The organism is Pseudomonas panipatensis (assembly GCF_900099785.1).
GTDB classification, from domain to species: domain Bacteria; phylum Pseudomonadota; class Gammaproteobacteria; order Pseudomonadales; family Pseudomonadaceae; genus Pseudomonas; species Pseudomonas panipatensis.
Map to the genome: position 1 here is coordinate 494,338 of NZ_FNDS01000003.1, position 25,421 is coordinate 519,758.

The window sequence follows — 25,421 nt, forward strand, 5'->3', positions numbered from 1 at the left end:
TATCGGGAATGGCTGTTTAGATCGTCAAATACTTAAAAATTACTTTGATATTCCAGAATGGAGATTTCCATGGATAGCCCACGCAAACGCCGCGGCGCCGGCCGCGTCACCCTCAGCGCCGTGGCCGAGCGCGCCGGGGTTTCGGCGATCAGCGTGTCGCGCTATTTCAACCAGCCGGGGCAGCTCTCCGAGGACCTGCGCGAGCGCATCGGCGCGGCGGTGGCGGCGCTGGGCTATGTGCCCAACCAGGTGGCCGGCGGCCTGGCCTCGGCGCGCGGGCGCATCGTCGGCATGGTGGTGCCGAACATCTCCGGGCCGATCTTCGCCGACACCATCCAGGCCTTCAGCGACGCCCTGGCCGCAGCCGGCTACCAGGTGCTGCTGGCCTCCAGCTATTTCTCCGAGGACAAGGAAGAAAGCGCGGTGCGCGCCTTCCTCGGCTGGAACCCGGCGGCGCTGGTGCTGACCAGCCATTTCCACAGCGCGGCCTGCGAAGCCTTGCTGGCCGCCGCCGACATCCCGCTGCTGGAAATGTGGGACTACCAGCCGCAGCGCGCGCCCATCCAGATCGGCTTCTCCCATTACCAGGTCGGCGTCGACGCGGCGCGCTACCTGTACGGCAAGGGTTATCGGCGCATCGCCTTCGTGCAGAACAGCGCGCCGGGCGACTACAGTGCCCTCGACCGCCGCGACGGCTACGCCGACACCCTGCGCGCCCTCGGCCTGCAGCCCTGGATGTTCGTGCCCACCGCCGCCGCGCCCTTCGAGGCCGGCAGGCAGGCCATGGAAGCGCTGATGGCGCGCAGCGAACGCCCCGACGCGATCATCTTCGCCAACGACAACCTCGCCGCCGGCGGCCTGCTCGCCGGCCAGCGCGCCGGCCTGCGCATTCCCCAGGACTGCGCGGTGCTCGGCTTCGGCGACTACCCGTTCGCGGAGATGCTCCTGCCCAGCCTCACCACCCTCAAGCCGCCGGCCCGCGAGATCGGCGAACGCGCTGCCGAGCGCGTGCTCCAGGCCATCGGCGCGCGGCCGTCGGAGCAGGCGCCGGAGCGCCTGAATCTGCTGCACTGCCGGGTGGTGGAGCGGGAGAGTTGCTGAGCGCCGCCGACCTGGCGCTCACAGCGTGCTGAGGCGTTTCTTCAGGTAGAGGCGCTGGTGTCCCGGCGGGCAGTCTTCGAGGACGCCCATCACCTCGAAGCCCTGCTTCTGGTAGAAGCCCGGCGCCTGGAAGCTGTAGGTGTAGAGGAACACGCCGACGCAGCCGCGGCGCCGCGCTTCCTCTTCGGCCAGCGCCAGTAGGTGCGCGCCGAGCCCGGCGCCGCGCTGCGTGGCGTGCAGCCACAGGTAGTCGATGTACAGCCAGCCCATGCCCGAGTGGCCGAACAGGCCGCCGACCAGCTGCCCGGCGCCATCGTGGGCGTACAGCTCGATATCTTCGTAGGCGTAGGGACCGATGCGCTCGATGTTGTACGCACGCAATTCCTGGTGGATGACTTCCCGGGCCTGCGGGTCGGCGCCGAGGGTGAAGCGGTAGCTGGGGTGTGCCATGTGGCCTCCTGAGCGGACGAAACGCCGAGTCTAGGGAAAATCCCCAGGTGCTGTCCGCTGCATTCGCTCTCGGCACCTCGCAGCAGGACGTGCCGCCAGGGCAGTCAGCGCATCTGGAACAGCTCCTGGTGGAAGTCGCGGGCGTTCAGACCGTGGGCCAGCAGGTCATGGCGCAGCGCCCGGCCAAAGGCGGCCGGGCCGCAGAACCAGACGCTGGCGTCCTGCCAGTCGGGCAGTTCCTGGCGCAGGCGCTCGCCGCTGAGGCGGCCATTCTGGCCGGCCAGCAGCAGGTGCAGGCGCACCCCGGCCGCCATGGCGTCGGCATACAGGTTGTCGATGGCTTGGGCGGAGTACTCGCCGGATGGGTGGTAGAGGTCGATGTCGTGCTGCCGATCGGGTTCCAGCGCCAGTTGCTTGAGGCGGGCGACGAAGGGCGTGATGCCGATGCCGGCGCCGATCCAGATCTGGCGCTTTTTCTGGTCCTCGAAGGTGAAGCAGCCGTAAGGCCCCTCCACGGTCACCGGCATGCCCAGGCGCAGGCGCTGCGGCAACTGACTGGTGTGGTCGCCCAGGGCCTTGGTGATGAAGGTGATCTCCGGCTGCTGCGGGCGCCAGGCCGAGGCGATGGTGTAGGGGTGCGCGCCCTCGCGGGCCGAGGAGGTGACGAAGGCGAACTGACCGGCCTTGTGTCCGGGCCAGCCGGGTTCCAGGGCGATGCGGGTTTCCAGCACGTCCAGCTCGGGGTAGGGGATCAGCGTCTGGATGCTGCCCCGCACCTTGCGCTCGGCGCCGATGCGCTTGAACAGCGCCTTGAGCGCCGCCAGGCTGCCGCCGACCAGCAGCAGCGCGGTGAACAGGCCGACCGGCGCGCTCCAGTAGCTGAACTTGAGCAGCACCACCGAGTGGTACGCCAGCAGCAGATAGAGCGCGGCGAGGAGGATGTGGGTCTTGGCGAACCAGCGGTAGGGGAAGCGCTTGAACAGCGCCAGCACGATCAGCACCACGGCGGCGTAGAACGCCCATTCGCCGAGGCTCTCGGCCAGCCCGCGCTGATCGTGCAGCCACTGCTCCAGCGGGCCCAGTTGCGCCGCCGCGCCGCCAGCGCGCGGCGGTCGGGTCAGCCAGCCCCAGCCGACCGCCCACTTGGTGCCCTTGGCCCAGACCCAGTGCGCGCTGGCGAATGCCAGGGCGCTGATGCCCAGCCACTTGTGCAGCCGGTACATCTTGTCGAGGCCGCCGAGCAGCGGCTCGATGCGCCGCGGGCGCACCGCCAGCAGCAGGGCCACGCTCATCGCCGCGATGGCGAGGATGCCGGTGTACTGCACCTGCAGGGTACGCAGGGCGAAGTAGCTCAGCGGCTGCGGCAACACGCTGTCCGCCAGCGCCCAGAGCAGGCTCAGGCCGATCAGCAATGCCCACAAGGCGATCTTGATGTTCTTCATGGCGAACTCCGCTGGCGGCGACTGCCGGCCATTTTCAGGCAAAAGGCGCCCACGCAGAAGCACCGTCGGCGCGGGCGCTGCCGGCCAGCGATACGCGTGGGCGGAATCGCCAGGCCGACTACTATCAATAGGTGCCCGAGCGGCGGCGAAGACAGGACAAGGAGAAGCGCGTGAATCATCTGCTGGTCGCAACGATCGTGTTCGTCTGCCTGTTCGGCAGCGCGCTGCTCGGCTCGCTCCTGCGCAGGTGCCTGCCCACGCACCACCTGAGCGAGGATTCGATCAGCGTGGTGAAGCTCGCCACCGGGTTGATCGCGACCATGGCCGCGCTGGTGCTGGGCCTGCTGGTGTCGTCGGCCAAGGGCACTTTCGATACGGCCAATGCGCAACTGGTGGGCGCGGCGGCGAAGGTCATTCAGTTCGACCGCACGCTGTCCCAGTACGGCACGGAAACCGAGGAAATCCGTGGCCTGCTCAAGCACAACTTCGCAGCCGTGCTGCAGGTGCTGGAAAGCCGCGATTCCGCGCAACTGGCGCTGCTCGACAAGGAGCCGGCGGTGAGCCGCGCGGAAGATTTGCAGCGCCGTGTGCAGGCCCTGCTGCCCGCCACCGATGCGCAGCGCCAGCTCAAGGCGCGCGCCCTGCAATTGATGGATGAGGTGTTCGCCATGCGCTGGCTGACGCTGCTCCAGGCGAATGGCTCCATCCCGCTGCCGATGCTGGCGATCCTGGTGGTGTGGATCTGCGTCATCTTCGCCACCTTCGGTCTGTTCGCGCCGGGCAACGGCACCATCATGGCGGTGGTGGGTATGTGCGCGCTGTCGGTGGCCTCCTCGGTGCTGCTGGTCGAGGAGCTGAACCGGCCGCTGGATGGGCTCATCAGTGTCTCCCTCGAACCGATGCGCCACTCCCTCAGCCGGCTCGGCGAGTAGCGCGCCGCCCGCGCTTCGCCCCCTTGGCCGGCGCCGTCAGGCCGGCCCCGGCGCGCGCGGGCGGCGGGCCGTCATTTGAAGAACGCCGCCATGTCGCCGGTCAGCCCGCGGATCGCGGTCTTGAAGTCGTCGGCGGTGATCTTCTCGCTCTCGTTGCTGAGGGTCTCGCCGAACACCTTGCGCACCACTTTCGCCACCGTCTGGCCGCTGCCGGCATCGACGAAGTAGGCCTCCACGTACAACTCGGTGTTCTGGTCGCGATGGCCGCTGGCGGCGGAAACCGCGCCGACCACCGCGGCGACCGGCACCACTTCGTACCAGTGCATGCCCTCGTTGGATGCGCTCACGCCGGTGATCGCCGCGTGCATCTCCAGCACGTGCGAGCCGGGTGGCGCGGCCTGGCGCTCGGGGACCAGCAGATAGCGCTTGGAGAGCACCGATTTGACGCTGTTGCTGGCGTAGAGCTGCAGCTCCTGCAGGGTCTTCAGGTCGACCCGATCGTCCGGCTTCGGCGCCGGGTAGAGCACCAGCTTGTCGAAGGCCACGGTGTCGTAGTTGGCGGAGTCGAAGCTCGGCGAGACCCAGCGCAGCACCGGCTGGCCGCTCGGCGACTTGGCTTCCTGCAGGTTCTGGTAGCCCGGCAGGAAGCCGGAATACTGGGTCTGCTCGGTGGTCTTCGAGACGCAGCCAGCCAGCAGCAGGCTGCCCAGGGCGAGGGCACCGCAGAATGTCGCGTAGGTGGGCATGGGTCGTGTACTCCCGGGGACGGTGGGTTGGCGGCGCTCGCGCACGCTCAGAAGCGCCAGGTCATGCTGCCGCCGATGGTTTGCAGCCACGCGTTGTCGTAGGTGCCGGAGGTGCGCTTGCCTGACAACGGCTTGCTCTGGTCGACCGTCATGTCGCCGATCCACACCAGCGACCAACTGAGGTTGACCTCGGTGTCCTTGTCCAGCGCGTAGGTGGCGCCGGTGGCCAGGCGCCAGGAGGCGTCCATGGGCAGCACGACGCTGCGGTTGCTGCTCGATACCGCCGAGCTGTCATAGGCGATGCCGGCGTTCCACAGCAGCTTGGGGGTGGCCTGGAACTGCGTGCCGAGCGCCAGTTGCCAGGTGTCCTTGAAGTGCGCGTTGACCGTGGTCGCCTGCGCGCGGCCGGCGCTGGTGTCGACATCCACGGCGATGTCGCCGAAGCGCGACCACTCCTGCCAGTTGAGCGTGGCGAGGAACGCCCAGCGCGGGTCGAGGCGCTGGTACAGGCTGAGGGTGGCGGTCTGCGGCACGCGGGTCTTCAGCTTGGTCTCGGTGTCGTTCAGGCGCTCGATCAGCGGGCCGCTGCCGTCGATGTCCAGGCGATCCTTGAAGTTGAAGGTGACCGAACTGGTGTAGCCCAGGCCGATGCGGGTCTCCGGCTGCGGGCTGTAGATGGCGCCCAGGGTGGCGCCGTAGCCCCAGGTACTGTCCGAGTACTTGACCTGGCCGTCGCTGCGGTCGCTCAGGCCGAATGGCGAGCGATCGATCGCCGTCTTGGCGTCGAGCATGCCGTACATGGCCTTGAAGCCCAGGCCCAGCGACCACTGATCGTTGAAGCGGTAGGCCACGCTGGGGACCAGCGAGAGGGCGGCGATGCTCTCCTTCTGGGTGCTGTAGCGCCCGGTCCAGTCATTGTTGTAGCTGGCCGCCAGGCCGAAATCGCCGTAGCTGCCGAAGCCGATGCTGACGTGATCGTCCAGCCGATGGCTGATGAAGAAGCTGGCGCTGGGGGTCGTGCCCAGCGCGTTGCCGCCATTGCCGCCGGGCACGTTGTTCTGCGCGTCGGCGTCGAAGCGCAGGTCGCCGAAGAGCAGTTGCCCGCCGGCGCTGATCTGGGTGCCGTCGAGGTAGCTCAGGCCGGCCGGATTGGCCGCGATGGTCGAGGGCCCCTGGGCCCGCGCGGCGACCCCGGCGTTGGCCAGCCCGGCGTTATCGCTGGCGTATTCGTAGAGCATGATGCCGCCGGCCTGGGCCTGGGCGCTACAGCCGAGCGCCAGCACGGCCAGGGCCGAGGCGGGTAGCACCGATGATTTCGCTGACATGACGACTCCTTGTTTGCTCGGGATCATCGCCGCGGGGCGGCTGCGCTCATTGCCCGGCCTGGGTCGCCATGGCCTTGGCGATCTGCGCCTTCACCGCTTCGAGGTTGAAACTCGCGCCGCGCTGCATCGGCGGGAACTCGATGGCCGTCGCCGCCAGCTTGGCCACTTCCTGCTGGACGAAGACGAAGCGCCAGAACTCGTAGGTGAACCAGTCGAAGTACTGCAACGAGCCGTTGTTGCCACGCCGGTAGTCGGTGCGCTCGAAGGGGTCCAGGCGCAGGTTGGTGAGCACCGGCGCATCGACTTTGGCCTTGCTGCCGATCCAGCCATCGGGCTGCTCGATGAAGCGGTACTTGAAGTCGTCGATACGCACGGCGGCGAGTTCGCTTTCGGTGAAGTAGAAGACCTCGTGACGGTTCGACGGCCCCTTGCCGGTGATCATGTCGGTCTGGTCATAGCCGTCGAGGTGCACCTTGTAGGTGGTGCCGCCGAAGTCCTTGCCCTTCTTCAGCTCGTCGACGATGTTCGCGTCGCCGGCCGCGGCGACCAGCGTCGGGAACCAGTCCAGGCCGGAGATGATGCCGTTCTCGACCTTGCCGGCCGGTACCTTGCCCGGCCAGCGAATGATCGCCGGCACGCGGAAGCCGCCTTCGTAGCCGGTGCCCTTGCCGCCGAAGAATGGCGTCTGTCCGCCGTCCGGCCAGGTGAAGTTCTCGGTGCCGTTGTCGGTGGTGAAGATGACGATGGTGTTGTCGCTGACGCCCATGTCGCGGAGCTTCTTCAGCACGTCGCCGACGATGTCGTCGAGTTGCGCCATGCCGGCTTCATGCTGGGTCCAGCCGTTCTGCGCGTTGCGCATCTTCTCGTACTTGTCCGAGAGGTGGGTGACGATGTGCATGCGCGTCGGGTTGAGCCAGAGGAAGAAGGGCTTGCCGTCCTGCTTGGCCTTGCCGATGAAGTCCATGGCCTTGTCGCGGATCTCTTCGTCGACGGTTTTCATGCGCTCGGGATAGAGGGTGCCGGCGTCTTCGATCTTCTGCTTGCCGACCTTGCCCCAGCGCGGCATCACGGTCGGGTCGTCGGTGTCGCTGGCCCAGCTGTGCACCATGTTGCGCGGGCCGATGCTGTTCAGCAGTTCCTGCGGGTAGCCGGGATGCGCCGGGTCTTCCATGGCGTCGAGGTGATAGAGGTAGCCGAAGAACTCGTCGAAGCCATGCACCGTGGGCAGGAATTCGTTGAGGTCGCCCAGGTGGTTCTTGCCGAACTGGCCGGTGGCGTAGCCCATGGATTTCAGCGCGGTGGCCAGGGTCACCGCCTGGGCGGGGAGGCCCACTGGCGACCCGGCCTGGCCGACGGTGGTCATGCCGGTGCGGATCGGTAGCTCGCCGGTGATGAAGTTGGCGCGTCCGGCAGTGCAACTGGCCTCGGCGTAATAGTCGGTGAAGCGCATGCCCTCGGCGGCGAGCTGGTCGAGGTTCGGTGTGCGGCCGGCCATCATGCCCTGGTTGTAGGCGCCGATATTGAGCCAGCCAACGTCGTCCGCCATGATCACCACGATGTTCGGCTTGTCGTTCGCCGCCTGGGCCAGGCTGGGCGCGATGCTGGCCGCCAGCAGCGTCAGCGCGGCGAATGCGCTGGAAAGGATCTTGCTCATGCTCGGGTTCCTGTGCGACGGGGTGAATCTCTCGAGGCACGCAGCACATAGGCCCCCGAACGGCAGATTTCCCTACGAAGTCTAGGTACATCTCTTGCCGCGCAAAGATCGTTTCGCAACTAACAGGCAGCCGTCCTAGATCGATTCATGGGCGAGCGCGGCCCCGCACCCACCTGTCTCGGCCGGCCCCGGACGACACGCGCGTGCCGTCTAGGGCGGCGGCAGAGGCCCACCCCAGGTGGCTCCGACCGCATGGCCGGATCGCTGCGCGGCGCCTGCAACCGGCGCGGCGCGCCTGGCGACGCAGCCCTCGGGGCGGCGTTGGACAGCGCCGATGCCTGCTGCTAAGCCCTATGTACTTCAGTCTCGCGCACGCTCGGCAGTCGAGGCGCGCACTAACGCAGGCACCTGACACGGGAAAGGCATCATGAATGAAGATCGAGGCATGCCCTGCCGCGTCTTCTTCGGCGTGATTGGATTAGCGGTTCTGATCGCCTCGGCGGCAGTAAGAGCGGAAGACGTCACCGGCACCCTGGGTTCGCCCAGCGCCACCACCAGCATCAGCGGCAAGCAACTGCCGCCCCCCGACCCACCGTTCGGCGGCGTGATCAAGGAAGGCGCCCTGCAATCCACGGCCTGGTGGGCACCGCGCGTGGTGCCGCCCAAGGGCGCGCCGAACGTACTGCTGATCATCACCGACGACGCCGGCTTCGGCGTGCCGAGCACCTTCGGCGGGGTGATTCCGACCCCCTCGCTGGACCGTATCGCCAACAACGGCCTGCGCTTCAACAACATCTACTCCACGGCGCTGTGTTCGCCGACGCGTGCGGCGCTGATCACCGGGCGCAACCACCACTCGGCGGGCTTCGGGGTGGTCTCCGAACAGGCGACCGGCTTCCCCGGCTACAACAGCATCATCGGCAAGGACAAGGCCACCATCGGCCGCATCCTCCGCGACAACGGCTACGCCACCTCCTGGTTCGGCAAGGACCACAACACCCCGGCGTTCGCCGCCAGCGCGCTCGGGCCGTTCGACCAATGGCCCACCGGCCTGGGCTTCGAGTACTTCTATGGTTTCGTCGGCGGCGACGCCAACCAGTGGCAGCCCAATCTGTTCCGCAATACCACGCAGATCTATCCGTTCCAGGGCAAGCCGGGCTGGAACCTGGTCACGGCGATGGCCGACGATGCCATCGACCACCTGCACAAGCTGAACCAGATCGACCCGGACAAACCCTTCTTCATCAAGTACGCGCCCGGCGCCACCCACGCGCCTTTCCATCCGACCCAGGAGTAGATCGACAAGATCAGGAGCCTGAAGCTCTTCGACCAGGGCTGGAACACGCTGCGCGAAACCATCTTCGCCAACCAGAAGAAACTCGGCGTGATCCCGGCCGACGCCAAGCTGCCGCCCTGGCCGAAAGAGGTGCTGCCGGAGTGGGACCAGTTGAGCGCCGACGAGAAGAAGCTGTTCATTCGCCAGGTCGAGACCTTCGCCGCCTACGCCGCCTACAGCGACCACGAGATCGGCCGGGTGATCCAGGCGGTGGAAGACATCGGCAAACTGGACAACACGCTGATCATCTACATCAACGGCGACAACGGCAGCAGCGCCGAAGGCGGCCCGATCGGCACGCCCAACGAAGTGGCCTTCTTCAACGGCGTCAGCGTGCCGGTCGAGGTGCAACTGAAGAAGTACTACGACGACTGGGGCAGCGAGAAAACCTATAACCACATGTCCGCGGGCTGGGCCTGGGCCTTCGACACGCCCTTCAGCTGGTTCAAGCAGAACGCCTCGCGGCTCGGCGGCATCCGCCAGGGCATGGCCATCTCCTGGCCGGCGCGGATCAAGGACAAGGGCGGCCTGCGCGAGCAGTTCGTGCATGTCATCGACGTCATGCCGACCATTCTCGAAGCCGCCGGCATCCAGGCGCCGGAGGAGGTCGATGGGATCAAGCAGGCGCCGATCGAGGGCACCAGCTTCGCCTACACCTTCGATGCGCAGAACGCCAAGGCGCCATCGCGGCATAAGCTGCAGTACTTCGAGATGTTCGGCCAGTACGCCCTCTACGACGACGGCTGGCTGCTCAGCACCAAGGTCGACCGCGCGCCCTGGCAGGTCTATGGCGCGGCCAACAGCGACCCGTTGAACAACCAGGTGCTGGAACTCTACGACCTGAACAAGGACTTCAACCAGACCCAAGACCTGGCCGCGCAGTACCCGGACAAGGTGCAGGCGTTGAAGAAACGCTTCATCGAGGAGGCGCACAAGTACCAGGTGTTCCCGATGGACGATTCGGTCGCCGCGCGCATCGTCGCGCCGCGCCCGAACATCACCGCCGGGCGCAAGACCTTCGTCTACACCCGGCCGATGACCGGCCTGCCGCAGGGCGACTCGCCATTGCTGCTGGACGCTTCCTATCGCATCAGCGCCGACCTCGAGGTGCCGCAGGAGGGCGCCGAGGGCATGATCCTCACCTCGGGCGGGCGCTTCGCCGGCTATGGCTTCTACCTGCTCAAGGGCAAGCCGGTGTTCCTCTGGAATCTGCTGGATCTGGAGCGCGTCAAATGGGCCGGCTCCGAGGCGCTGTCGCCCGGCAAGCACCAGGTCGAGTTCGACTTCAGCTACGACGGCAAGGGCGCGGGCACCCTGGCCTACAACAGCTACAGCGGTCTCGGGCAGTCCGGCACCGGCACCCTCAAGGTGGACGGCAAGGTGGTGGACAGCAAGGTCATGGAGAAAACCCTGCCGATGATCCTGCAGTGGGACGAATCCTTCGACGTCGGCTCCGACACCCTGACCGGGGTCAACGACGAGGACTACCTGCCGCCCTTCACCCTCACCGCCAAGCTCGACAAGCTGAGCATCGAGGTCGATCGGCCGCAGTTGTCGCCGGAAGACATCCAGAAGCTCGAGGCCGCGATGCAAGCCAAGAGCGCCAGCGATTGACACCGGGAACGCGGCGGATGGACTAGCCTCAGAGCAGGGGCCGCGCCCTGGCCGTTGCCGTCGAGTGGCCAGGGCGAGCGGCCGTCGATTCACCTCACGGAGGCGATCGCCATGCAGCGCATTCCCTTGATCATCGCCACGCTCGCCCTGGGGGCCTGGGCACCGCTGGCGCTCGCCGATGCGCAATGCCAAGGCCCGGTGAAAGACGGCAATACCTGGAACCTGGTGTGCAGCGCCGATCCTTCCGATGGTTCCGACGACTCCGATTACCAGTGCGACTACGAGCTGTCGCTGACCAACGCCCAGGGCCTGACCCGGAGCGTCGAGGCGAGCGGCAGCGTTTCGCCGGGGCAGAGCGGGGTGATTCTCTGGTCGGCCATCCAGAGCGACAACGCCGACATCGTTTCCGCCAGCATCGCCAGCGGCTCCTGCGGCCTCTGACGGCTGCCCGGCGCGCTGGCGGCCGCCGCGGCAAAGAAAAGGCCCGCGCGAAGGCGGGCCTTTGCCTGCCACCAGCGAAAGGCCGCAATGCCTTGGAGGTCGCTGTGCAGGCGGTCGCGGTTTTTCAACGGGCACTCACGACTGACCCCGATTCCTTGCGCCCGAGCCGTTCCGTTCGGCCCGGCGCCTCAGCTCAGAAGCTGAAGTCCGCTTTGGTCCAGAGCGTGCGTCCCGGTTCGTTGATGGCCTGGTCGCCGGGGAAGCCGAAGCCCGCGTCACCGGCCAGGTTGAGGTGCTCGGCGTAGGTCTTGTCGAACAGGTTGTCGACCCCCGCGCTGAGCTTGAGGTGGTTGCTGACCTTGTACGCACCATTGAATGAGAACACGGCGAAGCCGGGCGTCTTGCCGAAGTCCTGGCCGACCACGTTGCCCTCGCCGATCGCGACGCGGTTCTGCGCCGCGACCACGCGCCAGAGACCGCCGACGCTCCACAGGTCGCGCTCGTAGGTCAGGCCGAGGCGCGCATCCAGCGGCGGCATCTGCGGCAACGCGCGACCGTCGGTGGTGTTCTTGCCCCAGGCATAGGCCAGGGTGGCATCGGCCTTCCAGTTCGAGTCGAGCTTGTAGGCGGCGCCCAGTTCGCCGCCCATGATGCGGGCGTTGACGTTGCGCGCTTGCGAGGTGCTCATGCCCATCATGTTGGTGCTGTAGTCGAACAGGATGAAGTCGCGCACTTCGCCGACATAGCCGGACGCCCAGGCTTGCAGGGTGTCGTCGTTGTACTGGGCGCCGAAGTCGAACTGCGTGGTCTTCTCCGGCTTGATGCCATCGAAGGCGTTGGCCGAGCCGCTCGGCCCGCTGCCGGCGGAGAACAGCTCCCAGTAGTCGGGGAAGCGCTGCACGTGGCCGATGCCGGCATAGAGGGTGGTGGGCGAGTCGGCCAGGTCGTATTCGTAGCGGGCGAAGCCGCTCGGCAAGGTGTCGGCGCGGGTATCGCCGGCGGTGGGGTTGGGCTGGCTCATCGACTTTTTGCCAAGGGTCTGGCGGTAGTCCTCGGCGTCGGCGCGGTCGATCCGTGCGCCGGTCACCACGCGGCTGCGCTCGGCGGCGTACCAGGTCAGTTCGCCGAAGGCGCCGTAGTCGTGCATGAGCGCGTCCTTGCTCCACGGGAAGGCGTCGGCATCGGTGAAGGTGCCGCTCATCATGTTGTAGGTCGAGCTGCGCTTGCGGTGTTCGCTGCGCATGGCGTCGACGCCGGCGACCAGTTGCAGGTCGGTCCATTTCAGGGTGGCGGCCAGGCGTCCGCCGATCGTGCGGCGGTCGACCTGGGAGGCCATGGGCATCGGCATCATGCTGCTCGGGTCCGGTGAGCGCAGGCGGAAGTTGTCCATGATATGGTCGGCGTAGTTGTAGTAGACCTGCGCTTCGAGCTTGTCGAAGACCTCGCCGAGGTTGCGCTTCTCGAAGCGCAGGCCGAGGCTTTCGCGCTCGAACTGGGTGCCGTCCATGCCGCGCCCGGCATAGCGTGCCTCGCCGTTGCCCTTGCCGGCGCTCAGCTCGACCAGGGTGTCGGCATCCGGTGTCCAGCCCAGGGCGACATCGCCGTTCCACTTCTGCCAGCGCGACGGCACGCTATCGCCATTGCCGTCGTGGTAGTCATCGGCGCTGGACTGGTTGCCCACCGCGCGCAGGTAGCCCTGCGGGCCGCCCAGCGCGCCGTCGAGCACCTTGTCGAAGCGCCCGTTGGAACCCACCAGGACGCTGCCGTCGAGGCGCCCGCCGAGTTCGCTGAAATGCTCCGGTTCGCGCTCGAAGAGAATGGTCCCGGCCGAGGCGCCGGGGCCCCAGATCACGCTCTGCGGCCCCTTGATGACGGTCAGCTTGTCGAAGGTTTCCGGGGCGATGTAGGAACTGGGCGCGTCCATGCGGTTGGGGCAGGCGCCGATCATCAGGCCGCCGTTGCTGCGCAGGTTCAGCCGCGAACCGAACATGCCGCGCAGCACCGGGTCGCCGTTGGTGCCGCCGTTGCGGATGGCGGAGAAGCCCGGAATGGTCTTCAGGTAGTCGGCGGCGTCGCTCGCCGGGACCGGCTGGCGGGCGTCCTTGGGGTTGGCGACGATGGTCAGCGGCGAACTCTGCTGCACCGCGGTGATCACCTGCGGTTGCAGCACCAGGGTGTTGTCGGGCAGCTCGCTGTCGCTGTCCTGCGCGCCGGCCGCCAGGCCGATGCTCGGCAGCGCCAGGCCGAGCAACAGCGCCAGGGCCTGGTTCAGCGGGGTGGTGAGGAAGGGGGGATTCTGCAGTTTCATGGTTGCGTTGGCTCGATCGAATCGTTGTCTGCGGGCCTTGCCAGGCACGGCGCTTGCGTTCGCCGCGTCCGTCCAGGGCAGGACCGCGCGCCGCCGTCGCTGGGCGTGCTGTGCGTGGTCGGCAGCCGGTGGCGCGTTCAGGTGTGGGGCATCCCGGCGATGCGCAGCCCGCTGCTCCACGGCGCCGCGCTGCCGGCGCAGCCCGCCCGCCGCGCGGGGGCGAAAGCCTTTGCGCAGGCGTGCGACAGCGGCCGGGGAGACGGCAGGGCGGTCAGGTCAGGTCGGGACGGCGGGACGGATCAGGCGTGTGGCGAGGCGCGCGGATTGGCCGAGGGCCAGACGTGGCGAGGGGCGAGCCTGGGCGAGGCGTCGTCGGGGAGGGCCACGATGGTCGCCGGCCTGGGCAGCCAGGTCACGGCCAGCAGCGGCGGCGCGCTGAAACCGGCGCCGGCGCAGACCGGGCACTTGAAGGTGGCCAGCAGGCCCTCGGCGGTGGAGGACTTGCCGCTGCCGTCGGACCAGGCGCCAGCCTGGGACAGCGAGCAACTCATGCCGTCGATGCCGCTCAGGCGCAGGCCCATGGCCTGGCCGTGGGCGATGCCACAGGCGAGCAGGTTGACCAGGACACAGAGGTAAAGTGTCCAAGCGATCAAAGGGCGATTATGGCGAACGGCTTTCATGGCTAATCAATCTAACAGCCGCGCGGAAGCGCAGGGAAGCGCGGCAGGGCGGTCGAGTGCCGCTGGAAACGCGCCTGGCAACCGGCGTCATCCGGCACGCTGCTTGGGGTGAAGGTCGCTGGCTGTGGCAAATCGGCGCACCACTCGGCGCTTTGCAGGCCTCGGCAATCTCGGGCTAAATAGCGCACCTCTCACCGCAGTGGCCGTTCGTGAAGCGATCGAAATACGTCTGGCTCGCCTGTTTCGCAGTGCTGTTCAACCTGCTGGCGATGCCCCTGTGCCGTTCAATGCCTGCCCCCCAGGGTGACCTGGTGCTGTGGGGCGGCTTCTGCTCGGCGACAGGTCAGGCGGAGCTGCCCCTGGTGATCAAGGGCGGCGATCGCAGCGACAGCGGCCTGCCCGCCGCTGGCCAGCAGCAGGGCTCCTGCTGCTGCACCCAGGCGAGCGGCGCGGCGCCGCTCGCCGCGCATTACCGGCCGCTGCCGCCGCTGGTTGCCGGCGCGGTTGCCGAGGTCCAGCCGATCCTGCCCTGGCAGCCCAGCCATCTGCGCTGGCCACGCCTGAATCCGCGCGCCTCGCCACTGGCCTGAGCGCCGCCGCCAGCGCGCGGCCGTCGCTTGCCGCGCCGCTCGAATCGTCCTGAGCGCAGCGATGCCGTGCCCGGCTTACCGGCCGGCGACGTTGCAGTCGCCCGCCAGCGAGCGGGCGGTTCAGGCCGGGCTGGCGCCTCCGCGCCGACCCGCCCGAGCGGGCCAAACCGACACGCTTCCCTGATTCGCCCAGGCCCGTTCGGCCCGGGATGCTCAATGCCAGCGCCCGGTCCCGAGTGGCCGGGCCGGCATCACTGTCACGCAAGAGGAAATCCCCATGTTCAGATCGTCGATCCAACGCCTGCTGGCCGCTGCAACCCTGTTCGCTAGCCTGCTGGGCGCGCCCGTGGCCTTTGCCCATTCGCACCTGCAAAGCGCAGTGCCGGCCGCCGACAGCCGCGTCGCCGCGCCCAAGGAATTGCGCCTGGGCTTCTCCGAAGGGGTCGAGGCCAAGTTCTCCCGCGTCAGCGTGAAAGGCCCGGATGGCAAGGCCGTCGAGGTCACGGCCATTGCCCGCGACCCGAGCGACGACAAGGTGCTCATCGTCACCCTGGGCGGCGCGCTGGGCGCCGGCGAGTACCAGGTGGAGTGGCACGCGGTGTCGGTCGATACGCACAAGAGCAATGGCCACTACGCCTTCACGGTCACGCCCTGAACCAGGGCTGATCGCGGCAATGCGCTGAGCGCGCCGACATGTCTCGAGGCTATCTCGACTGCATCTGGCTGGCCTGCCTGGCCGTGCTGTTCAACGTCTTCGCTGCGCCGCTGGCGGAGCTGATGTCGCCGCAGCAGAAGTTGCTGGTGATGTGGGGCGGCTTCTGCTCCGCCGCCGCGCCGCGCCAGGTCGCCACCGAGCTGGTCCCGGCGCCCGATCGGCAGCATCCGATGCCCGGCGGGCATGTCTGCTGCTGTGCCAACGCCGCGCTCCTGGCCTTGCCGCCCGCGGCGCTCGGCGCCTTCGCCGAGCCGGCGTTGCGCGAAGCACGCAGGCCCGTCCCGCGGCGTGCCGCGCCCGCGCTGCGGCGTCTCTGGCCGAGCCTCAATCCGCGCGCCTCGCCGGCGCTGGCCTGATTCCGTTCGACCATGCGATTGCGGCGCCGGCCCCGAGCCGGGCGCCGTGCCTTGTCATCGGTCCAGCGCCCGGCCAAGCGCGCCCGGCGACTGGCCTGCGGGCGCAACACGCCCGCGCAGGAGACGCCCATGTCCGTTCGTTACATCAGCGCCCAGGGATTCGACCGCTCGACCTGCAACGCCTTGTCCTTGCACCAGTACCTGCGGGGCTATCCGCTGACCGCCCGCCGTTTCATTCGCCTGGATAACAACCTGCGGGTCTACTGGCACACCCTGTTCGATCTGTGTCCCGAGCTGCTCAAGCTCGATCCGCCGGAGGCCGAGACACTGTTCCGCGCCTTCATGCGCCATGCGATCAAACGTGGCCTGGCGGCCGACTGGCGCTTGCACCTGGCGCTCTATCGCTGGCTGCTGACGTCCCGCTATGCCGAGTCCTTGACCGAGGAACACCTGGAAACGGTGATGCTCGCGGCGGCCTCGCTCTGGTGCGACAACGACCGCAGCGGCAACCTGGGCATCGCCATCGCCCATCACCAGTGCGCGGGCCTGGTGGTCGGCTGGAAGGCCGCGGCAGGGAAGGGCAGCGCGACGCTGGACGTCGTGCCGCCGGGCCCGGTGCGCTGGTCCGAGGCGGGCTTCGGCTGCGGCTTGCTGGCGCACCCGCCGCTGTCCCTGGACGGCGCGCTCGCCCCGGTGTTTCGCCGCTGAGCCGCGGGCCAGGGCGGCAGGGCGGGGTGCGCGAGGTTGGCTGGCCGGGTGGATTTCTCGTCCGCCAGGACTTGCCCTTCTGGCTGGAGATGGCAAGCTAGCCGCCGTTTGCCTGTCGTGTGCGCCATGTCTCTGAATCGAAAATCCCTGCTCGCCATTCTGCTCGTCGTCGCCTGGCTCGGCGTGTTGCTGGCCGCCTTCTGGTCCTTCCAGGGGCGTTACCTGCGCCCATATCCCAGCAGCACCCAACTGTTCCAGGGCGAAGGGCTGCAGTTGCCGGCGGAACTCGCCGGGCCGGGGCCGATCCGCCTGGTGCACTTCTGGGACCCCGGCTGTCCGTGCAACGTCGCCAACCAGCAGCACCTGGCGTCGCTGGTCGCGCGCTTCCAGTCGCAGGGCGTGGCCTTCTACGCCGTGCGCCGTCCCGGTACCCAGGGCCGCCTGGCCGATGAACTCTGGGGCATGAAGGAGTTGAAGGACTTCCCGCTGACACCGCTGGTGCCGGCGAGTCCGGCCGTGGCGGTCTGGGATCGCCAGGGTCGTCTGGCGTATTTCGGCCCGTACAGCGAAGGGGCCACCTGCACCTCGGCGAACAGCTTCATCGAACCCGTCCTCGAAGCCCTGGTGGCCGGTCGCACGGTACGCGCCAACAGCGCCCTGGCCAGCGGCTGCTACTGCGACTGGCACTAGCCGCGCCAGCGGTTGCGTAGCTTCCGCGGCCTGGTTTTTCCGCCGCGTCCCGGCGGGCTGCGCCGGCTTCCCTGCCGGCGCGCAGCGGCTCAGCCGAGCAGCAGGTCGCGCGTGTCGAGATAGGCCTGGGTCTGGAACAGGTCCTTGCTCGCGACGTACTCGGGGTTCTTCTCCATGTACAGCAGCGGCACCGTGACCGGGGCGGGGAAGCTGATGCAGTCGCGGACCATCAGGCCGCGCCGCGTCAGGGTGATCAGCGAGTCGGGGAAGCAGGCCCAGACGAAGGCGCTGATCGCGCTCTTGCCGTGCTGCCGCGCCTGCTCCTCGGCGAACTGGTACAGCGTGGCGCCATGGCCTTGGCCGCGCAGCTCGGCATCCAGGGCGAAGAGTTCGAGCACGACGCTGTCGCTCACCGGGAACTGGAACCAGGCGCCGAAGGTGTCCATGACCTTGGGATGCAGGTGCGGGGTGTAGTCCGGCATCTCGCCGAGGCGGTCGGTGGTGGCGGCGATCACGCAGCCATGGATACGCGACTCATCCTGTTCGTCGACCAGCACCCGGGTATCCGCCAGCCTGGGCATGACCACCCACTCCAGCATGAAGTCCTGGTACGACTGCCCCAGGCTGTTGCCCTCGACGAACTCTTTCCAGTAGCAGGTGATGCTCAGGTAGGCAATGATTTGCGCCGCATGCTCTGCGCGCGCGGGAATGACCTTCAACATAGAAAACCGTCCAGTGATTCAAACCAAGGCAGGGGCGTGTGCCCAAGGCTGACGCGACAAGGCCCGCGCGAATGCCGGCGGAGCTGTCGACGCAGCCCCGGCGCGACCTTCGAGCGGGCCTCTTCGGCCTGGGCCTCAGGCGAAAACGAAGTACTTGCGAACGGTCTCCACCACTTCCCAGGTGCCTTTCAGGCCCGGTTCGATGACGAAGACATCGCCGGCTTTCAGATGTACCGGCTCTTCACCTTCCGGGGTAATGATGCAGTAGCCGTCGAGGAAGTGGCAGAACTCCCACTTCTCGTAGTTCACCTCGTACTTGCCGGGCGTGCAGATCCAGGTGCCCATGATCTTGCTTTCGTCCTTCGAGACGTAGGCGACCAGGCTGACGGTGTGCGGATCGCCGGCGATGCGCTTCCACTTGGTGGCATCCAGCACCGGAGTCGGACAGGTTTCGCGCAGGACGGTGATGAAGTCGGACATGACAGCTCCAGATCGATCGGATGAATGGCTGGTCACCATAGGGGCAATGGCTGCCGCGGAGTTGCCTGGTTTCGACCTTTATATGCCTGCCAGCGAAGCGCCGGGCGGCTCTGTCCGTCCTCCTCGAGGCTCCCGGACGAGGGCCGCCGCCGGTCTTTACACGCCAGGGGGCTGGCGGGCGGCGTTTAATTAACCATAAGATATGGTTTTATATGTAAATGCTGGCGCCGGATTGCGCGCATTGTCGCCGCGGTCGTGGCCGTGACGGCAGGCATGGCCGCGGAGACAGCGCGCCGCGCAGGGCCTGTCTGCCGGCGGATGGCCAATGACGATTGCAGGTAGACGATTCAATCAGGGACAGCAGGGGGCGTGAGATGTGGCTTGCTAAGGGCGCGAAGGCTCTGGCCGGGGAGTTGCGGGAACTCTGTCGGCAATGGTTGGCGGGGAATTGGCGGAGCCCGTCCGAATATCCGGCGCTGAACCGGCACGCGGAGCTTTTTCAGGTGTTGAACGAAGTGCAGGGGCGTTGGCAGGAGGACCTGGCCAGGCTCCGCGAGCAGTTGGCCCTTGCGCCGCCGAGCAATGAACCCCAGCGGCAGGACCTGCAGGCGGCGCTCGATGAGCAGCAGGCCAGGCGCGTCGAGCTGGAGCATGCGCTGAACCGCGCGGAAGAACGCGTCGCAGTGGCCGAGCGCGAGCGCGCCGGGCTGATGGAAGAAATGCAGGTCTGGGAATTGACCAAGCAGACCCTCACCGAGGGCTGCTGGGATCTCAGCGTGGTCGATGGCGATCCCGAGCATCCGGCCAATGTGATTCGCTGGTCGGATCAGTTCCGTGCCCTGATCGGCTACGACCGCCAGGAGTTTCCCGATGGCTGGGACAGCTATTTCGCCATCACCCAGGCCGAGGACCAGAAGCGCGTCATGCAGGCCTTCGCCGAGATGATGGCCGATCCCACGGGGCAGCGGGTCTATATCGTCGAGTACCGCATGCGCCACAAGACCCGCGGCGACCTGTGGTTCCGCGAGCGCGGGCGCTGTCTGCGCGACGCCAACGGCGTGCTCCTGCGCGTCACCGGGGCGACCCGCGACATCACCGACGAAAAAGCCGCGGAGGCCCTGCGCGAGCGCGAGAACATCAGCATCCAGAACACCTACGCCGAGATTTCCCAGATGGCCGGGGTCATCAAGGGCATCGCCGAACAGACCAACCTGCTCGCGCTGAACGCCGCCATCGAGGCGGCGCGGGCGGGCGAGCAGGGCCGGGGGTTCGCCGTGGTGGCCGACGAGGTGCGCAATCTGGCCAAGCGCACCCAGGATTCGGTGCTGCACATCCAGGCGATGCTCAAGCAGCGGGACCAGGGCTAAGCGCGCGGCTCAACGCGCGTGGCGCTGGAAGAACGCCCAGATCAGCGCGCTGGCGTCGATGCTTGCACCGGCTGGCGCGGCCGTCTCCGGCCAGGCGTGATCGAGCGAGGCCAGGCTGTAGAACAGCACCTCGGCGCCAGCCTGGCACTGACTGGTCTCGACCCGCGCGTCGCCTTGCCTGGTGACGACGGCGGGCGTGCTACAGCCATCGGCGCTACGCCAGAACTCCACGGCTTGCCTGACCGGCACGAAGGGTTTCGCCTGCGCGCGGGCGACGAAGGCGGTCGGGCTCATGCCGCCGTCATAGCCGACCACCTGGTCCTTCTGCCCATGCAGGATGAGCATGGGCACCGGCGCCTTGGGTCTGGCTTCGTCGCCGAACAGCGCACCGGCCACCACGGCGGCGCCGGCGATGCGCTCGGCCAGGGCGATGGCGAGCCGATGGGTGAGCATGCCGCCGTTGGAAAAGCCGGCGATGTAAATGCGTCGGCGATCCACCGGCAGGGTACGGCTCACCTCGTCGATCACTGCGCTGACGAACTGCACATCGTCGAGACCTTGCGCCAGCGCCTCGCCGCAGCAGCCGCCGGCGTTCCAGGTGCCCATTCGCGGTTGCCGGCCGATGCCGTCGGGGGCGGCGACGATCAGCCCTTCGCGGCGGGCAATGGCGCTCCAGTGCGCGAGCATGTTGGCGCCACTGCCGCCGCCGCCGTGCAGGACCACCAGCAGCGGCGCGGGGCCAGAGCCGTGGCGCCCATCCAGCAGTGTGTAGCTGCGCCGCTGGCCGCCGAGGGTCAGCGCATGGCTTGCCGTGTCCGTCGGCGCTTGCTGCGCGTGGCGTTCGGCCTGGCGCTCGCGCCAGCGTTCGAGAAGCCCGGCCTGGGCCGTGACGGCGCTGCCGAGCAGGCAGGCCGCCAGCAATCCGCCGGCTATCGCGTTGATCTCCTTCATCTCATTTCTCCTGCTGTGGCAACGGCAAGCCCAGGGCGCGCTCAGTCCGTGGCGCCTGGAAACGGGTCATACGCTTGCAAAAGCCTTGCCGAGCGCGCCGGGCCCCGGCACCCGCCTCAGCGCTCCGTGGCGGCGCGGGCGCCGGCCAGTTTGTTCGACAGGAACTCGATCAGCAGGCGCACACGGTGGGGGATGTACCTGTTGGTCGGCAGCACCGCGTAGATCCCCAGGACCGGTGGCTCGAAGTCCTCCAGCACGGTCTGCAGTTTCCCCGCGGCGAGGTAGTCGTCGACGATGAAGTCCGGCTGCATGGTGATGCCGAGCCCCTGCGCGGCGGCTTCGGCCAGCACGTCGCCATTGTTCGCCTGCAAACGGTAGGAGCGGTAGAAGGACTCCATGTGGCCGTCCACCTGGAAGTTCAGCGGGCGATTGTTCGCCTGCGGCGAGTAGCCCATGCAGGCATGCTCGGTGAGATCGGCCGGGTGCCGCGGGCGGCCATGGCGGGCCAGGTACTCGGGGGCGGCGACCGTGATCAGCCGGCAGGTGGCGAGCTTGCGCGCGATCACCCCCGGATCGAGCTGGCCGGTGATGCGGATCGACAGGTCGAAGCCTTCCTCGATCAGGTTCAGGTGGCGGTCGTTGAAATCCATCGCCAGGTTGATTTCCGGGTAGGCGCGGGAGAACTCCAGGAGCAGCGGCACCAGCCGGCGCAGGCCGAAACTGAGCGGCAGGCTGACGCGCAGTTGCCCGCTCGGCGTCAGGCGTTCCTCCATCACGCCGGCCTCGGCTTCCTGCACCAGATCGAGGATCGCCCGGCACTTCTCCAGGTAGGCGCTGCCGGCCGAGGTCAACGACAGGCTGCGGGTGCTGCGCACCATCAGCTTGACCCCCAGGTGTTCCTCCAGCGCGGCGATCTGCCGGGTGACCACCGAGCGCGCCACGCCGAGCTGGCTGGCGGCGGCCGAGAAACTGCCCTGTTCGGCGACGCGGACGAACAGGTTCATGGCATCGAAACGGTTCATTGTTGATTTACCAGTCAACAGAGTGTTCGTGATTGTCCTCTATTTAGCATCAGTGCGCATGGGTAGAGTGCGCCGACCGCCGATGCCCACGACGCTCGGCCTCCGTCGGGGAATCGAACATGAGCCGCCAATACACCGCCACCGCCAAGACGCTGCACTGGATGATCGCGATCCTGATCCTCGGCCTGATCGGCCTGGGCTTCTATATGCAGGACCTGCCGCTGTCGCCGGCCAAGCTGAAACTCTACTCCTGGCACAAATGGGCCGGGGTGAGCACCTTCCTGCTGGTGCTGATCCGCCTGGCCTGGCGCGCCGGCCATCCGCCGCCGGCGTTGCCGGCGAGCATGCCGAAGCGCCTGCAGTGGGCCGCCCATGCCGGGCACCTGGCGCTCTACGGGCTGATGCTGGGGATTCCCCTGTCCGGTTGGCTGATGAGTTCGGCCAAGGGCTTCCAGACCGTCTGGTTCGGCGTGCTGCCGATTCCCGATCTGCTCGGCCGCGACAAGGCGCTCGGCGACCTGCTGCTGACCGTCCACCTGGGCCTGAACCTGACGCTGATCGGCGTGCTGCTCGGCCACGTCGGCGCCGCCCTCAAACACCACTTCATCGACCGCGACGACATCCTCGTGCGCATGCTGCCGCGCTCGGCCAGCCGTCGCCTCACGGAGAACTGAACATGAAACGCCTTGCCCTCGCACTCGCCCTGGCCGCCGGGGTGACGCCGGCGGTCTTCGCCACCGAATACACCAAGATCCAGCCGGACAAGAGCAGCATCGCCTTCGCCTACCAGCAGATGGGCGTGTCCATGGACGGCCGCTTCAAGGCCTTCACCGGGCAGATCAGCTTCGATCCCGCGCAGCCGGAAAAAACCAAGGCGACCCTCGACGTCGACCTGTCCAGCGTCGATACCGGCTCGCCGGAGAACGACAGCGAAGTCACCGGCAAGTCCTGGTTCAACACCCAGTCCTTCCCCTCCGCGCGCTTCGAGGTCACCGGCGTCAAGGCCCTCGGCGGCAACCGTTACGAAGTGGCGGGCAAGCTGAGCATCAAGGGCACCACCCGCGACCTGGTCGCCCCGGCCACCTTCACCGAACAAGGCAACGCCGGCGTGTTCGAGGGCAGCTTCACCCTGCGCCGCGGCGACTACGCCATCGGCGAGGGCGACTGGTCCACCTTCGATGTGGTCGCCAACGAGATCAAGGTCAACGTCCGCGTCACCGCGCTGGCCAACTGAAACATCCCTCCCACAACACCGACTCAACAGGACTTCACCATGAACGCATTGAGCAAACTGACTTCCGCACTGGTCATCGCCGGCGCCGCCGCCGTCTCCGCGACCTCCGCACTGGCCGCCCCGGAAACCTACACCGTCGACAGCACCCACACCTTCGAGCGCTTCTCCTACAGCCACTTCGGCATGTCGACCCAGCTGAGCCGCTTCAACAAGACCACCGGCACCGTCGTCGTCGACAAGGCCGCGAAGACCGCCAAGGTCGACATCGTGATCGACACCACCTCGGTCGACACCGGCTACGACACCTTCAACGGCCACATCCAGGGCGCCGACTTCCTCGACACCGCCAAGTTCCCGACCGCCACCTTCAAATCCACCAAGGTGCGCTTCGACGGCGACAAGCCGGTGGCCATCGACGGCGACCTGACCATCAAGGGCGTGACCAAACCGGTCACCCTGACCGTGACCAACTTCGTCAACATGCCGCACCCGATGCTGAAGAAAGACGCCATCGGCGCCGATGCCCACGTGGTCATCAAGCGCAGCGATTTCGGTGCCGGCAAATACGCGCCGAACGTCGGCGACGACGTGACCATCAGCGTGTCGCTGGAAGCGATCAAGAGCTGAGTTCGTGCCCTGCCGGGCGATGGCGCCGATCCGGCGTCATCGCCCGGCGCGGCTTCGTATCGGGCGCCGCAACGGCCCTCGATGCGCCAGACACCTCCCACCGGCGCCAATGCCGGTTTCTCCCTCGCTCCATCCCCCCGCAACTGTCTTTCCGCTGTCGGCCACGGTCCGTTCCCTGACCGGCTGTGACGACGCGAAGCGACGACCCGCCCGCGCACCGAGCCAAGCGCTTTTTCCAGACGAGGACTGTGGCATTGCAGATGGCTCTGCCGTCATTGAGGGAGCGGTTTGCCGGCACGGACGAGGTAGAGCGCGAAACGTCTTACGCAGTACTCGGAATAGGTCCAGAGACAGCCCGGCGCCGGAGCTGTAACCATCGCGACTCCGAGCCCAGCCGGCCATCTGATCCGGGTATGGCAGCGCCTTCGTCGAGTCCTGCGCGGCACGCCTCTGAGGCTCTCCCCAAGAGTGCACGGAGGCCCTGCGACATGCTCGACGAACTGCGTACTTTCTTCGATCACAGCCGGCACAAGCTGCGCGTTCGCGGCATCGAGGCGAGGCTCGACGTACTGGCCTTCGAGGGCGAGGAGGGCCTGAGCCAGCCGTTCAACTACCGCGTGGAATTCACCTCCAGCGAACGCGATATCGGCGCCGACCGGCTGCTCGGCCAAGACGCCAGTTTCAGCCTCCATGCGCCGCCGCAGAACTTGCCATTCGGCGGCCTCAGCCTGCCCCCGGCCCAGCCGCTGCGCACCCTGCATGGCGTGGTCAGCGGCTTCAGGCGTCTCTCCGCCTCCAGCGACGAGGCCCGCTACGAAATCACCCTGGAGCCGCGCCTGGCGCTGCTTCGCAATGGCCGGCAATACCGCATCTACCAACACCAGTCGGTGCCGGAAATCGTCGAGGGCATCCTGCGCAGCCGGCATGGGTTCGAAGGCCAGGATTTCCTCTTCGCCCTGCACCGCGAGTACCCCAAGCGCGAGCAGGTCATGCAGTACGACGAAAGCGACCTGGCCTTCATCGCGCGTCTGCTGGCCGAGATCGGCATCTGGTATCGCTTCACTAGCGACGAGCGCCTGCAGATCGACGTGGTGGAATTCCACGACGACCAGCGCGCCTACCAGTTCGACGTCGAACTGCCGTACCGGCCGCCGTCCGGCACCAGCAGCAGCGGCCAGGACGGCGTGTGGGGGCTGCAAAGCAGCCACCAAGTGGTCGAGCAGCACGTCAGCATCCGCAGCTACCAACACCGCGACGCCAACGCCTATCTCGACGGCGACATCGACCAGAGCCGCGGCGCCAGGACCACCTACGGCGAGGCCTACCACTACGCCGAACCCTACCGCATGCTCGGCGACCCGCAGGCCCAGGACGAAGACCTGCAAAGCGAAAGCGGCTACTTCTACGCGCGCCTGCGCCACGAGCGCTACCTCAACGGCCAGACCCGGCTCAGCGGCATCGGCAGCAGCGCCAGCCTGGCGCCGGGCCAGGTACTCAAGATCACCGGCGGCGCACCGCACGCCTTCGCGCCGGGCGCGCTGATCACCCACCTGCAAACCCGTGCCGCGCGCGACCGCAGCTTCGAGGCCAGCTTCCAGGCCATTCCTTACTCGGAAAACGTCTGCTTCCGTCCGCCGCTGCCGGCCAAGCCGCGCATCGCCGGCACCGTTCCCGCGCGGGTCAGCAGCCCGCAGCAGAACGACCCCTACGCCCACCTCGACCTGGAAGGCCGCTACAAGGTGCACTTCCTGTTCGACCGCGACACCTGGAAAACCGGTCAGGAAAGCCTCTGGCTGCGCCTGGCGCGGCCCTACGCCGGCGACACCCACGGCCTGCACCTGCCGCTGCTGGCCGGCACCGAAGTGGCGGTGGCCTTCGAGCAGGGCGACCCCGACCGCCCCTACATCGCCCACGCCCTGCACGACAGCCA

25 protein-coding genes and 2 pseudogenes are annotated in these 25,421 nt (G+C 67.5%); 16 read left to right on the forward strand and 11 right to left on the reverse strand.

The window, feature by feature from the left end:
• Window positions 1–69: 69 nt before the first annotated feature.
• The gene (locus BLQ74_RS09995; protein WP_212633134.1) at window positions 70–1,101 is read left to right on the forward strand and encodes a LacI family DNA-binding transcriptional regulator; all 1,032 of its coding nucleotides are present in this window, start codon (window positions 70–72) and stop codon (window positions 1,099–1,101) included.
• An 18-nt stretch (window positions 1,102–1,119) separates the two neighbouring features.
• Here BLQ74_RS09995 and BLQ74_RS10000 read toward each other — a convergent pair whose 3' ends face one another.
• The gene (locus BLQ74_RS10000; protein ID WP_090262400.1) at window positions 1,120–1,551 is read right to left on the reverse strand and encodes a GNAT family N-acetyltransferase; all 432 of its coding nucleotides are present in this window, start codon (window positions 1,549–1,551) and stop codon (window positions 1,120–1,122) included.
• 104 nt (window positions 1,552–1,655) lie between these two features.
• Window positions 1,656–2,993, reverse strand: coding sequence for a ferredoxin reductase family protein (locus BLQ74_RS10005; protein WP_090262401.1), 1,338 nt, complete (start codon window positions 2,991–2,993; stop codon window positions 1,656–1,658).
• A 170-nt stretch (window positions 2,994–3,163) separates the two neighbouring features.
• Between BLQ74_RS10005 and BLQ74_RS10010 the strand changes: the two genes are divergently transcribed.
• Window positions 3,164–3,925 (forward strand): bestrophin-like domain, encoded by a 762-nt coding sequence (locus BLQ74_RS10010; RefSeq protein ID WP_090262402.1) that lies wholly within the window; start codon window positions 3,164–3,166, stop codon window positions 3,923–3,925.
• 71 nt (window positions 3,926–3,996) lie between these two features.
• Here the strand turns inward: BLQ74_RS10010 and BLQ74_RS10015 are convergent, their stop codons facing one another.
• Genes BLQ74_RS10015 through BLQ74_RS10025 form a run of 3 tightly spaced genes read right to left on the reverse strand, consistent with a single transcriptional unit; the run spans window position 3,997 to window position 7,650 of the window.
• On the reverse strand, window positions 3,997–4,671 hold the full coding sequence (locus tag BLQ74_RS10015) for a DUF3313 domain-containing protein (RefSeq protein WP_090262403.1): 675 nt from the start codon (window positions 4,669–4,671) through the stop codon (window positions 3,997–3,999).
• A 47-nt stretch (window positions 4,672–4,718) separates the two neighbouring features.
• Window positions 4,719–5,996, reverse strand: coding sequence for an OmpP1/FadL family transporter (locus tag BLQ74_RS10020; protein ID WP_090262404.1), 1,278 nt, complete (start codon window positions 5,994–5,996; stop codon window positions 4,719–4,721).
• Window positions 5,997–6,042: 46 nt separating this feature from the next.
• Complete coding sequence (locus BLQ74_RS10025) at window positions 6,043–7,650, reverse strand: arylsulfatase (protein WP_090262405.1); 1,608 nt, start codon at window positions 7,648–7,650, stop codon at window positions 6,043–6,045.
• A gap of 427 nt (window positions 7,651–8,077) precedes the next feature.
• Between BLQ74_RS10025 and BLQ74_RS28015 the strand changes: the two genes are divergently transcribed.
• The 3 genes from BLQ74_RS28015 (at window position 8,078) to BLQ74_RS10035 (ending at window position 11,041) form a co-directional block, all read left to right on the forward strand.
• On the forward strand, window positions 8,078–8,947 hold the full coding sequence (locus BLQ74_RS28015) for a sulfatase-like hydrolase/transferase (RefSeq protein ID WP_212633135.1): 870 nt from the start codon (window positions 8,078–8,080) through the stop codon (window positions 8,945–8,947).
• A gap of 87 nt (window positions 8,948–9,034) precedes the next feature.
• Complete coding sequence (locus BLQ74_RS28020; RefSeq protein WP_212633136.1) at window positions 9,035–10,600, forward strand: sulfatase-like hydrolase/transferase; 1,566 nt, start codon at window positions 9,035–9,037, stop codon at window positions 10,598–10,600.
• A 111-nt stretch (window positions 10,601–10,711) separates the two neighbouring features.
• Complete coding sequence (locus BLQ74_RS10035) at window positions 10,712–11,041, forward strand: hypothetical protein (protein ID WP_090262406.1); 330 nt, start codon at window positions 10,712–10,714, stop codon at window positions 11,039–11,041.
• Window positions 11,042–11,234: 193 nt separating this feature from the next.
• Here the strand turns inward: BLQ74_RS10035 and BLQ74_RS10040 are convergent, their stop codons facing one another.
• Together BLQ74_RS10040 and BLQ74_RS10045 are read right to left on the reverse strand one after the other, a co-directional pair.
• Window positions 11,235–13,349: a TonB-dependent copper receptor gene (locus tag BLQ74_RS10040; protein WP_090262407.1), complete on the reverse strand. Its 2,115-nt coding sequence runs from the start codon at window positions 13,347–13,349 to the stop codon at window positions 11,235–11,237.
• A gap of 299 nt (window positions 13,350–13,648) precedes the next feature.
• Window positions 13,649–14,002 carry a DUF2946 domain-containing protein gene (locus BLQ74_RS10045; protein ID WP_170842788.1) on the reverse strand — a complete coding sequence of 118 codons (354 nt, stop codon included), beginning with the start codon at window positions 14,000–14,002 and terminating at the stop codon, window positions 13,649–13,651.
• A 236-nt stretch (window positions 14,003–14,238) separates the two neighbouring features.
• Here BLQ74_RS10045 and BLQ74_RS10050 point away from each other — a divergent pair, with 236 nt between their 5' ends.
• The 5 genes from BLQ74_RS10050 (at window position 14,239) to BLQ74_RS10070 (ending at window position 17,088) form a co-directional block, all read left to right on the forward strand.
• On the forward strand, window positions 14,239–14,619 hold the full coding sequence (locus BLQ74_RS10050) for a DUF2946 domain-containing protein (RefSeq protein ID WP_139199050.1): 381 nt from the start codon (window positions 14,239–14,241) through the stop codon (window positions 14,617–14,619).
• Window positions 14,620–14,896: 277 nt separating this feature from the next.
• Window positions 14,897–15,274, forward strand: coding sequence for a copper homeostasis periplasmic binding protein CopC (gene copC / locus BLQ74_RS10055; protein WP_090262410.1), 378 nt, complete (start codon window positions 14,897–14,899; stop codon window positions 15,272–15,274).
• 38 nt (window positions 15,275–15,312) lie between these two features.
• Window positions 15,313–15,690, forward strand: a complete 378-nt coding sequence (locus tag BLQ74_RS10060) for a DUF2946 domain-containing protein (protein WP_090262411.1) — start codon at window positions 15,313–15,315, stop codon at window positions 15,688–15,690.
• 129 nt (window positions 15,691–15,819) lie between these two features.
• Window positions 15,820–16,398, forward strand: coding sequence for a putative natural product biosynthesis protein (locus BLQ74_RS10065; protein ID WP_170842789.1), 579 nt, complete (start codon window positions 15,820–15,822; stop codon window positions 16,396–16,398).
• A gap of 126 nt (window positions 16,399–16,524) precedes the next feature.
• Window positions 16,525–17,088, forward strand: coding sequence for a DUF6436 domain-containing protein (locus BLQ74_RS10070; protein WP_090262441.1), 564 nt, complete (start codon window positions 16,525–16,527; stop codon window positions 17,086–17,088).
• 89 nt (window positions 17,089–17,177) lie between these two features.
• On the opposite strand, the gene BLQ74_RS10075 is transcribed toward BLQ74_RS10070, so the two are convergent.
• Together BLQ74_RS10075 and BLQ74_RS10080 are read right to left on the reverse strand one after the other, a co-directional pair.
• Entirely contained in the window at window positions 17,178–17,810 is a 633-nt protein-coding gene (locus BLQ74_RS10075) for a GNAT family N-acetyltransferase (protein ID WP_090262413.1), read from the reverse strand.
• A gap of 135 nt (window positions 17,811–17,945) precedes the next feature.
• Window positions 17,946–18,290 (reverse strand): cupin domain-containing protein, encoded by a 345-nt coding sequence (locus tag BLQ74_RS10080; RefSeq protein ID WP_090262414.1) that lies wholly within the window; start codon window positions 18,288–18,290, stop codon window positions 17,946–17,948.
• Between the two features lie 719 nt (window positions 18,291–19,009).
• Here BLQ74_RS10080 and BLQ74_RS27675 point away from each other — a divergent pair.
• Together BLQ74_RS27675 and BLQ74_RS27680 are read left to right on the forward strand one after the other, a co-directional pair.
• Window positions 19,010–19,396, forward strand: a pseudogene (locus tag BLQ74_RS27675) (PAS domain-containing protein); the annotation flags it as partial.
• A gap of 12 nt (window positions 19,397–19,408) precedes the next feature.
• Window positions 19,409–19,642: pseudogene (locus BLQ74_RS27680) on the forward strand (methyl-accepting chemotaxis protein); the annotation flags it as partial.
• Window positions 19,643–19,666: 24 nt separating this feature from the next.
• On the opposite strand, the gene BLQ74_RS10090 reads toward BLQ74_RS27680, so the two are convergent.
• Both BLQ74_RS10090 and BLQ74_RS10095 read right to left on the reverse strand, forming a co-directional pair.
• Complete coding sequence (locus tag BLQ74_RS10090; protein ID WP_090262416.1) at window positions 19,667–20,608, reverse strand: CE1 family esterase; 942 nt, start codon at window positions 20,606–20,608, stop codon at window positions 19,667–19,669.
• 116 nt (window positions 20,609–20,724) lie between these two features.
• Window positions 20,725–21,630 (reverse strand): LysR family transcriptional regulator, encoded by a 906-nt coding sequence (locus BLQ74_RS10095; protein WP_090262417.1) that lies wholly within the window; start codon window positions 21,628–21,630, stop codon window positions 20,725–20,727.
• Between the two features lie 119 nt (window positions 21,631–21,749).
• Between BLQ74_RS10095 and BLQ74_RS10100 the strand changes: the two genes are divergently transcribed.
• From BLQ74_RS10100 to BLQ74_RS10115, 4 genes are all read left to right on the forward strand, one after another.
• Window positions 21,750–22,304, forward strand: coding sequence for a cytochrome b (locus BLQ74_RS10100; RefSeq protein WP_090262418.1), 555 nt, complete (start codon window positions 21,750–21,752; stop codon window positions 22,302–22,304).
• A 2-nt stretch (window positions 22,305–22,306) separates the two neighbouring features.
• Window positions 22,307–22,864, forward strand: a complete 558-nt coding sequence (locus BLQ74_RS10105; protein ID WP_090262419.1) for a YceI family protein — start codon at window positions 22,307–22,309, stop codon at window positions 22,862–22,864.
• A gap of 39 nt (window positions 22,865–22,903) precedes the next feature.
• Window positions 22,904–23,491, forward strand: coding sequence for a YceI family protein (locus tag BLQ74_RS10110; protein ID WP_090262420.1), 588 nt, complete (start codon window positions 22,904–22,906; stop codon window positions 23,489–23,491).
• Between the two features lie 488 nt (window positions 23,492–23,979).
• Window positions 23,980–25,421, forward strand: a 1,442-nt coding sequence (locus tag BLQ74_RS10115) for a type VI secretion system Vgr family protein (protein ID WP_139199051.1), incomplete at its 3' end; no start/stop codon positions are given.

Bases quoted from the DNA above. Each gene is read 5' to 3' on its own strand.
- BLQ74_RS10110 (WP_090262420.1), top strand. From the start codon at position 22,904: ATGAACGCATTGAGCAAACTGACTTCCGCACTGGTCATCGCCGGCGCC.
- BLQ74_RS10020 (WP_090262404.1), bottom strand. From the start codon at position 5,996: ATGTCAGCGAAATCATCGGTGCTACCCGCCTCGGCCCTGGCCGTGCTG.
- BLQ74_RS09995 (WP_212633134.1), top strand. From the start codon at position 70: ATGGATAGCCCACGCAAACGCCGCGGCGCCGGCCGCGTCACCCTCAGC.
- BLQ74_RS10100 (WP_090262418.1), top strand. From the start codon at position 21,750: ATGAGCCGCCAATACACCGCCACCGCCAAGACGCTGCACTGGATGATC.
- BLQ74_RS10105 (WP_090262419.1), top strand. From the start codon at position 22,307: ATGAAACGCCTTGCCCTCGCACTCGCCCTGGCCGCCGGGGTGACGCCG.
- BLQ74_RS28015 (WP_212633135.1), top strand. From the start codon at position 8,078: ATGAATGAAGATCGAGGCATGCCCTGCCGCGTCTTCTTCGGCGTGATT.
- BLQ74_RS10060 (WP_090262411.1), top strand. From the start codon at position 15,313: ATGTCTCGAGGCTATCTCGACTGCATCTGGCTGGCCTGCCTGGCCGTG.
- BLQ74_RS10000 (WP_090262400.1), bottom strand. From the start codon at position 1,551: ATGGCACACCCCAGCTACCGCTTCACCCTCGGCGCCGACCCGCAGGCC.
- copC (WP_090262410.1), top strand. From the start codon at position 14,897: ATGTTCAGATCGTCGATCCAACGCCTGCTGGCCGCTGCAACCCTGTTC.
- BLQ74_RS10040 (WP_090262407.1), bottom strand. From the start codon at position 13,349: ATGAAACTGCAGAATCCCCCCTTCCTCACCACCCCGCTGAACCAGGCC.
- BLQ74_RS10005 (WP_090262401.1), bottom strand. From the start codon at position 2,993: ATGAAGAACATCAAGATCGCCTTGTGGGCATTGCTGATCGGCCTGAGC.
- BLQ74_RS10025 (WP_090262405.1), bottom strand. From the start codon at position 7,650: ATGAGCAAGATCCTTTCCAGCGCATTCGCCGCGCTGACGCTGCTGGCG.
- BLQ74_RS10070 (WP_090262441.1), top strand. From the start codon at position 16,525: ATGTCTCTGAATCGAAAATCCCTGCTCGCCATTCTGCTCGTCGTCGCC.
- BLQ74_RS10035 (WP_090262406.1), top strand. From the start codon at position 10,712: ATGCAGCGCATTCCCTTGATCATCGCCACGCTCGCCCTGGGGGCCTGG.
- BLQ74_RS10080 (WP_090262414.1), bottom strand. From the start codon at position 18,290: ATGTCCGACTTCATCACCGTCCTGCGCGAAACCTGTCCGACTCCGGTG.
- BLQ74_RS10065 (WP_170842789.1), top strand. From the start codon at position 15,820: ATGTCCGTTCGTTACATCAGCGCCCAGGGATTCGACCGCTCGACCTGC.
- BLQ74_RS10090 (WP_090262416.1), bottom strand. From the start codon at position 20,608: ATGAAGGAGATCAACGCGATAGCCGGCGGATTGCTGGCGGCCTGCCTG.
- BLQ74_RS10075 (WP_090262413.1), bottom strand. From the start codon at position 17,810: ATGTTGAAGGTCATTCCCGCGCGCGCAGAGCATGCGGCGCAAATCATT.
- BLQ74_RS10015 (WP_090262403.1), bottom strand. From the start codon at position 4,671: ATGCCCACCTACGCGACATTCTGCGGTGCCCTCGCCCTGGGCAGCCTG.
- BLQ74_RS10095 (WP_090262417.1), bottom strand. From the start codon at position 21,630: ATGAACCGTTTCGATGCCATGAACCTGTTCGTCCGCGTCGCCGAACAG.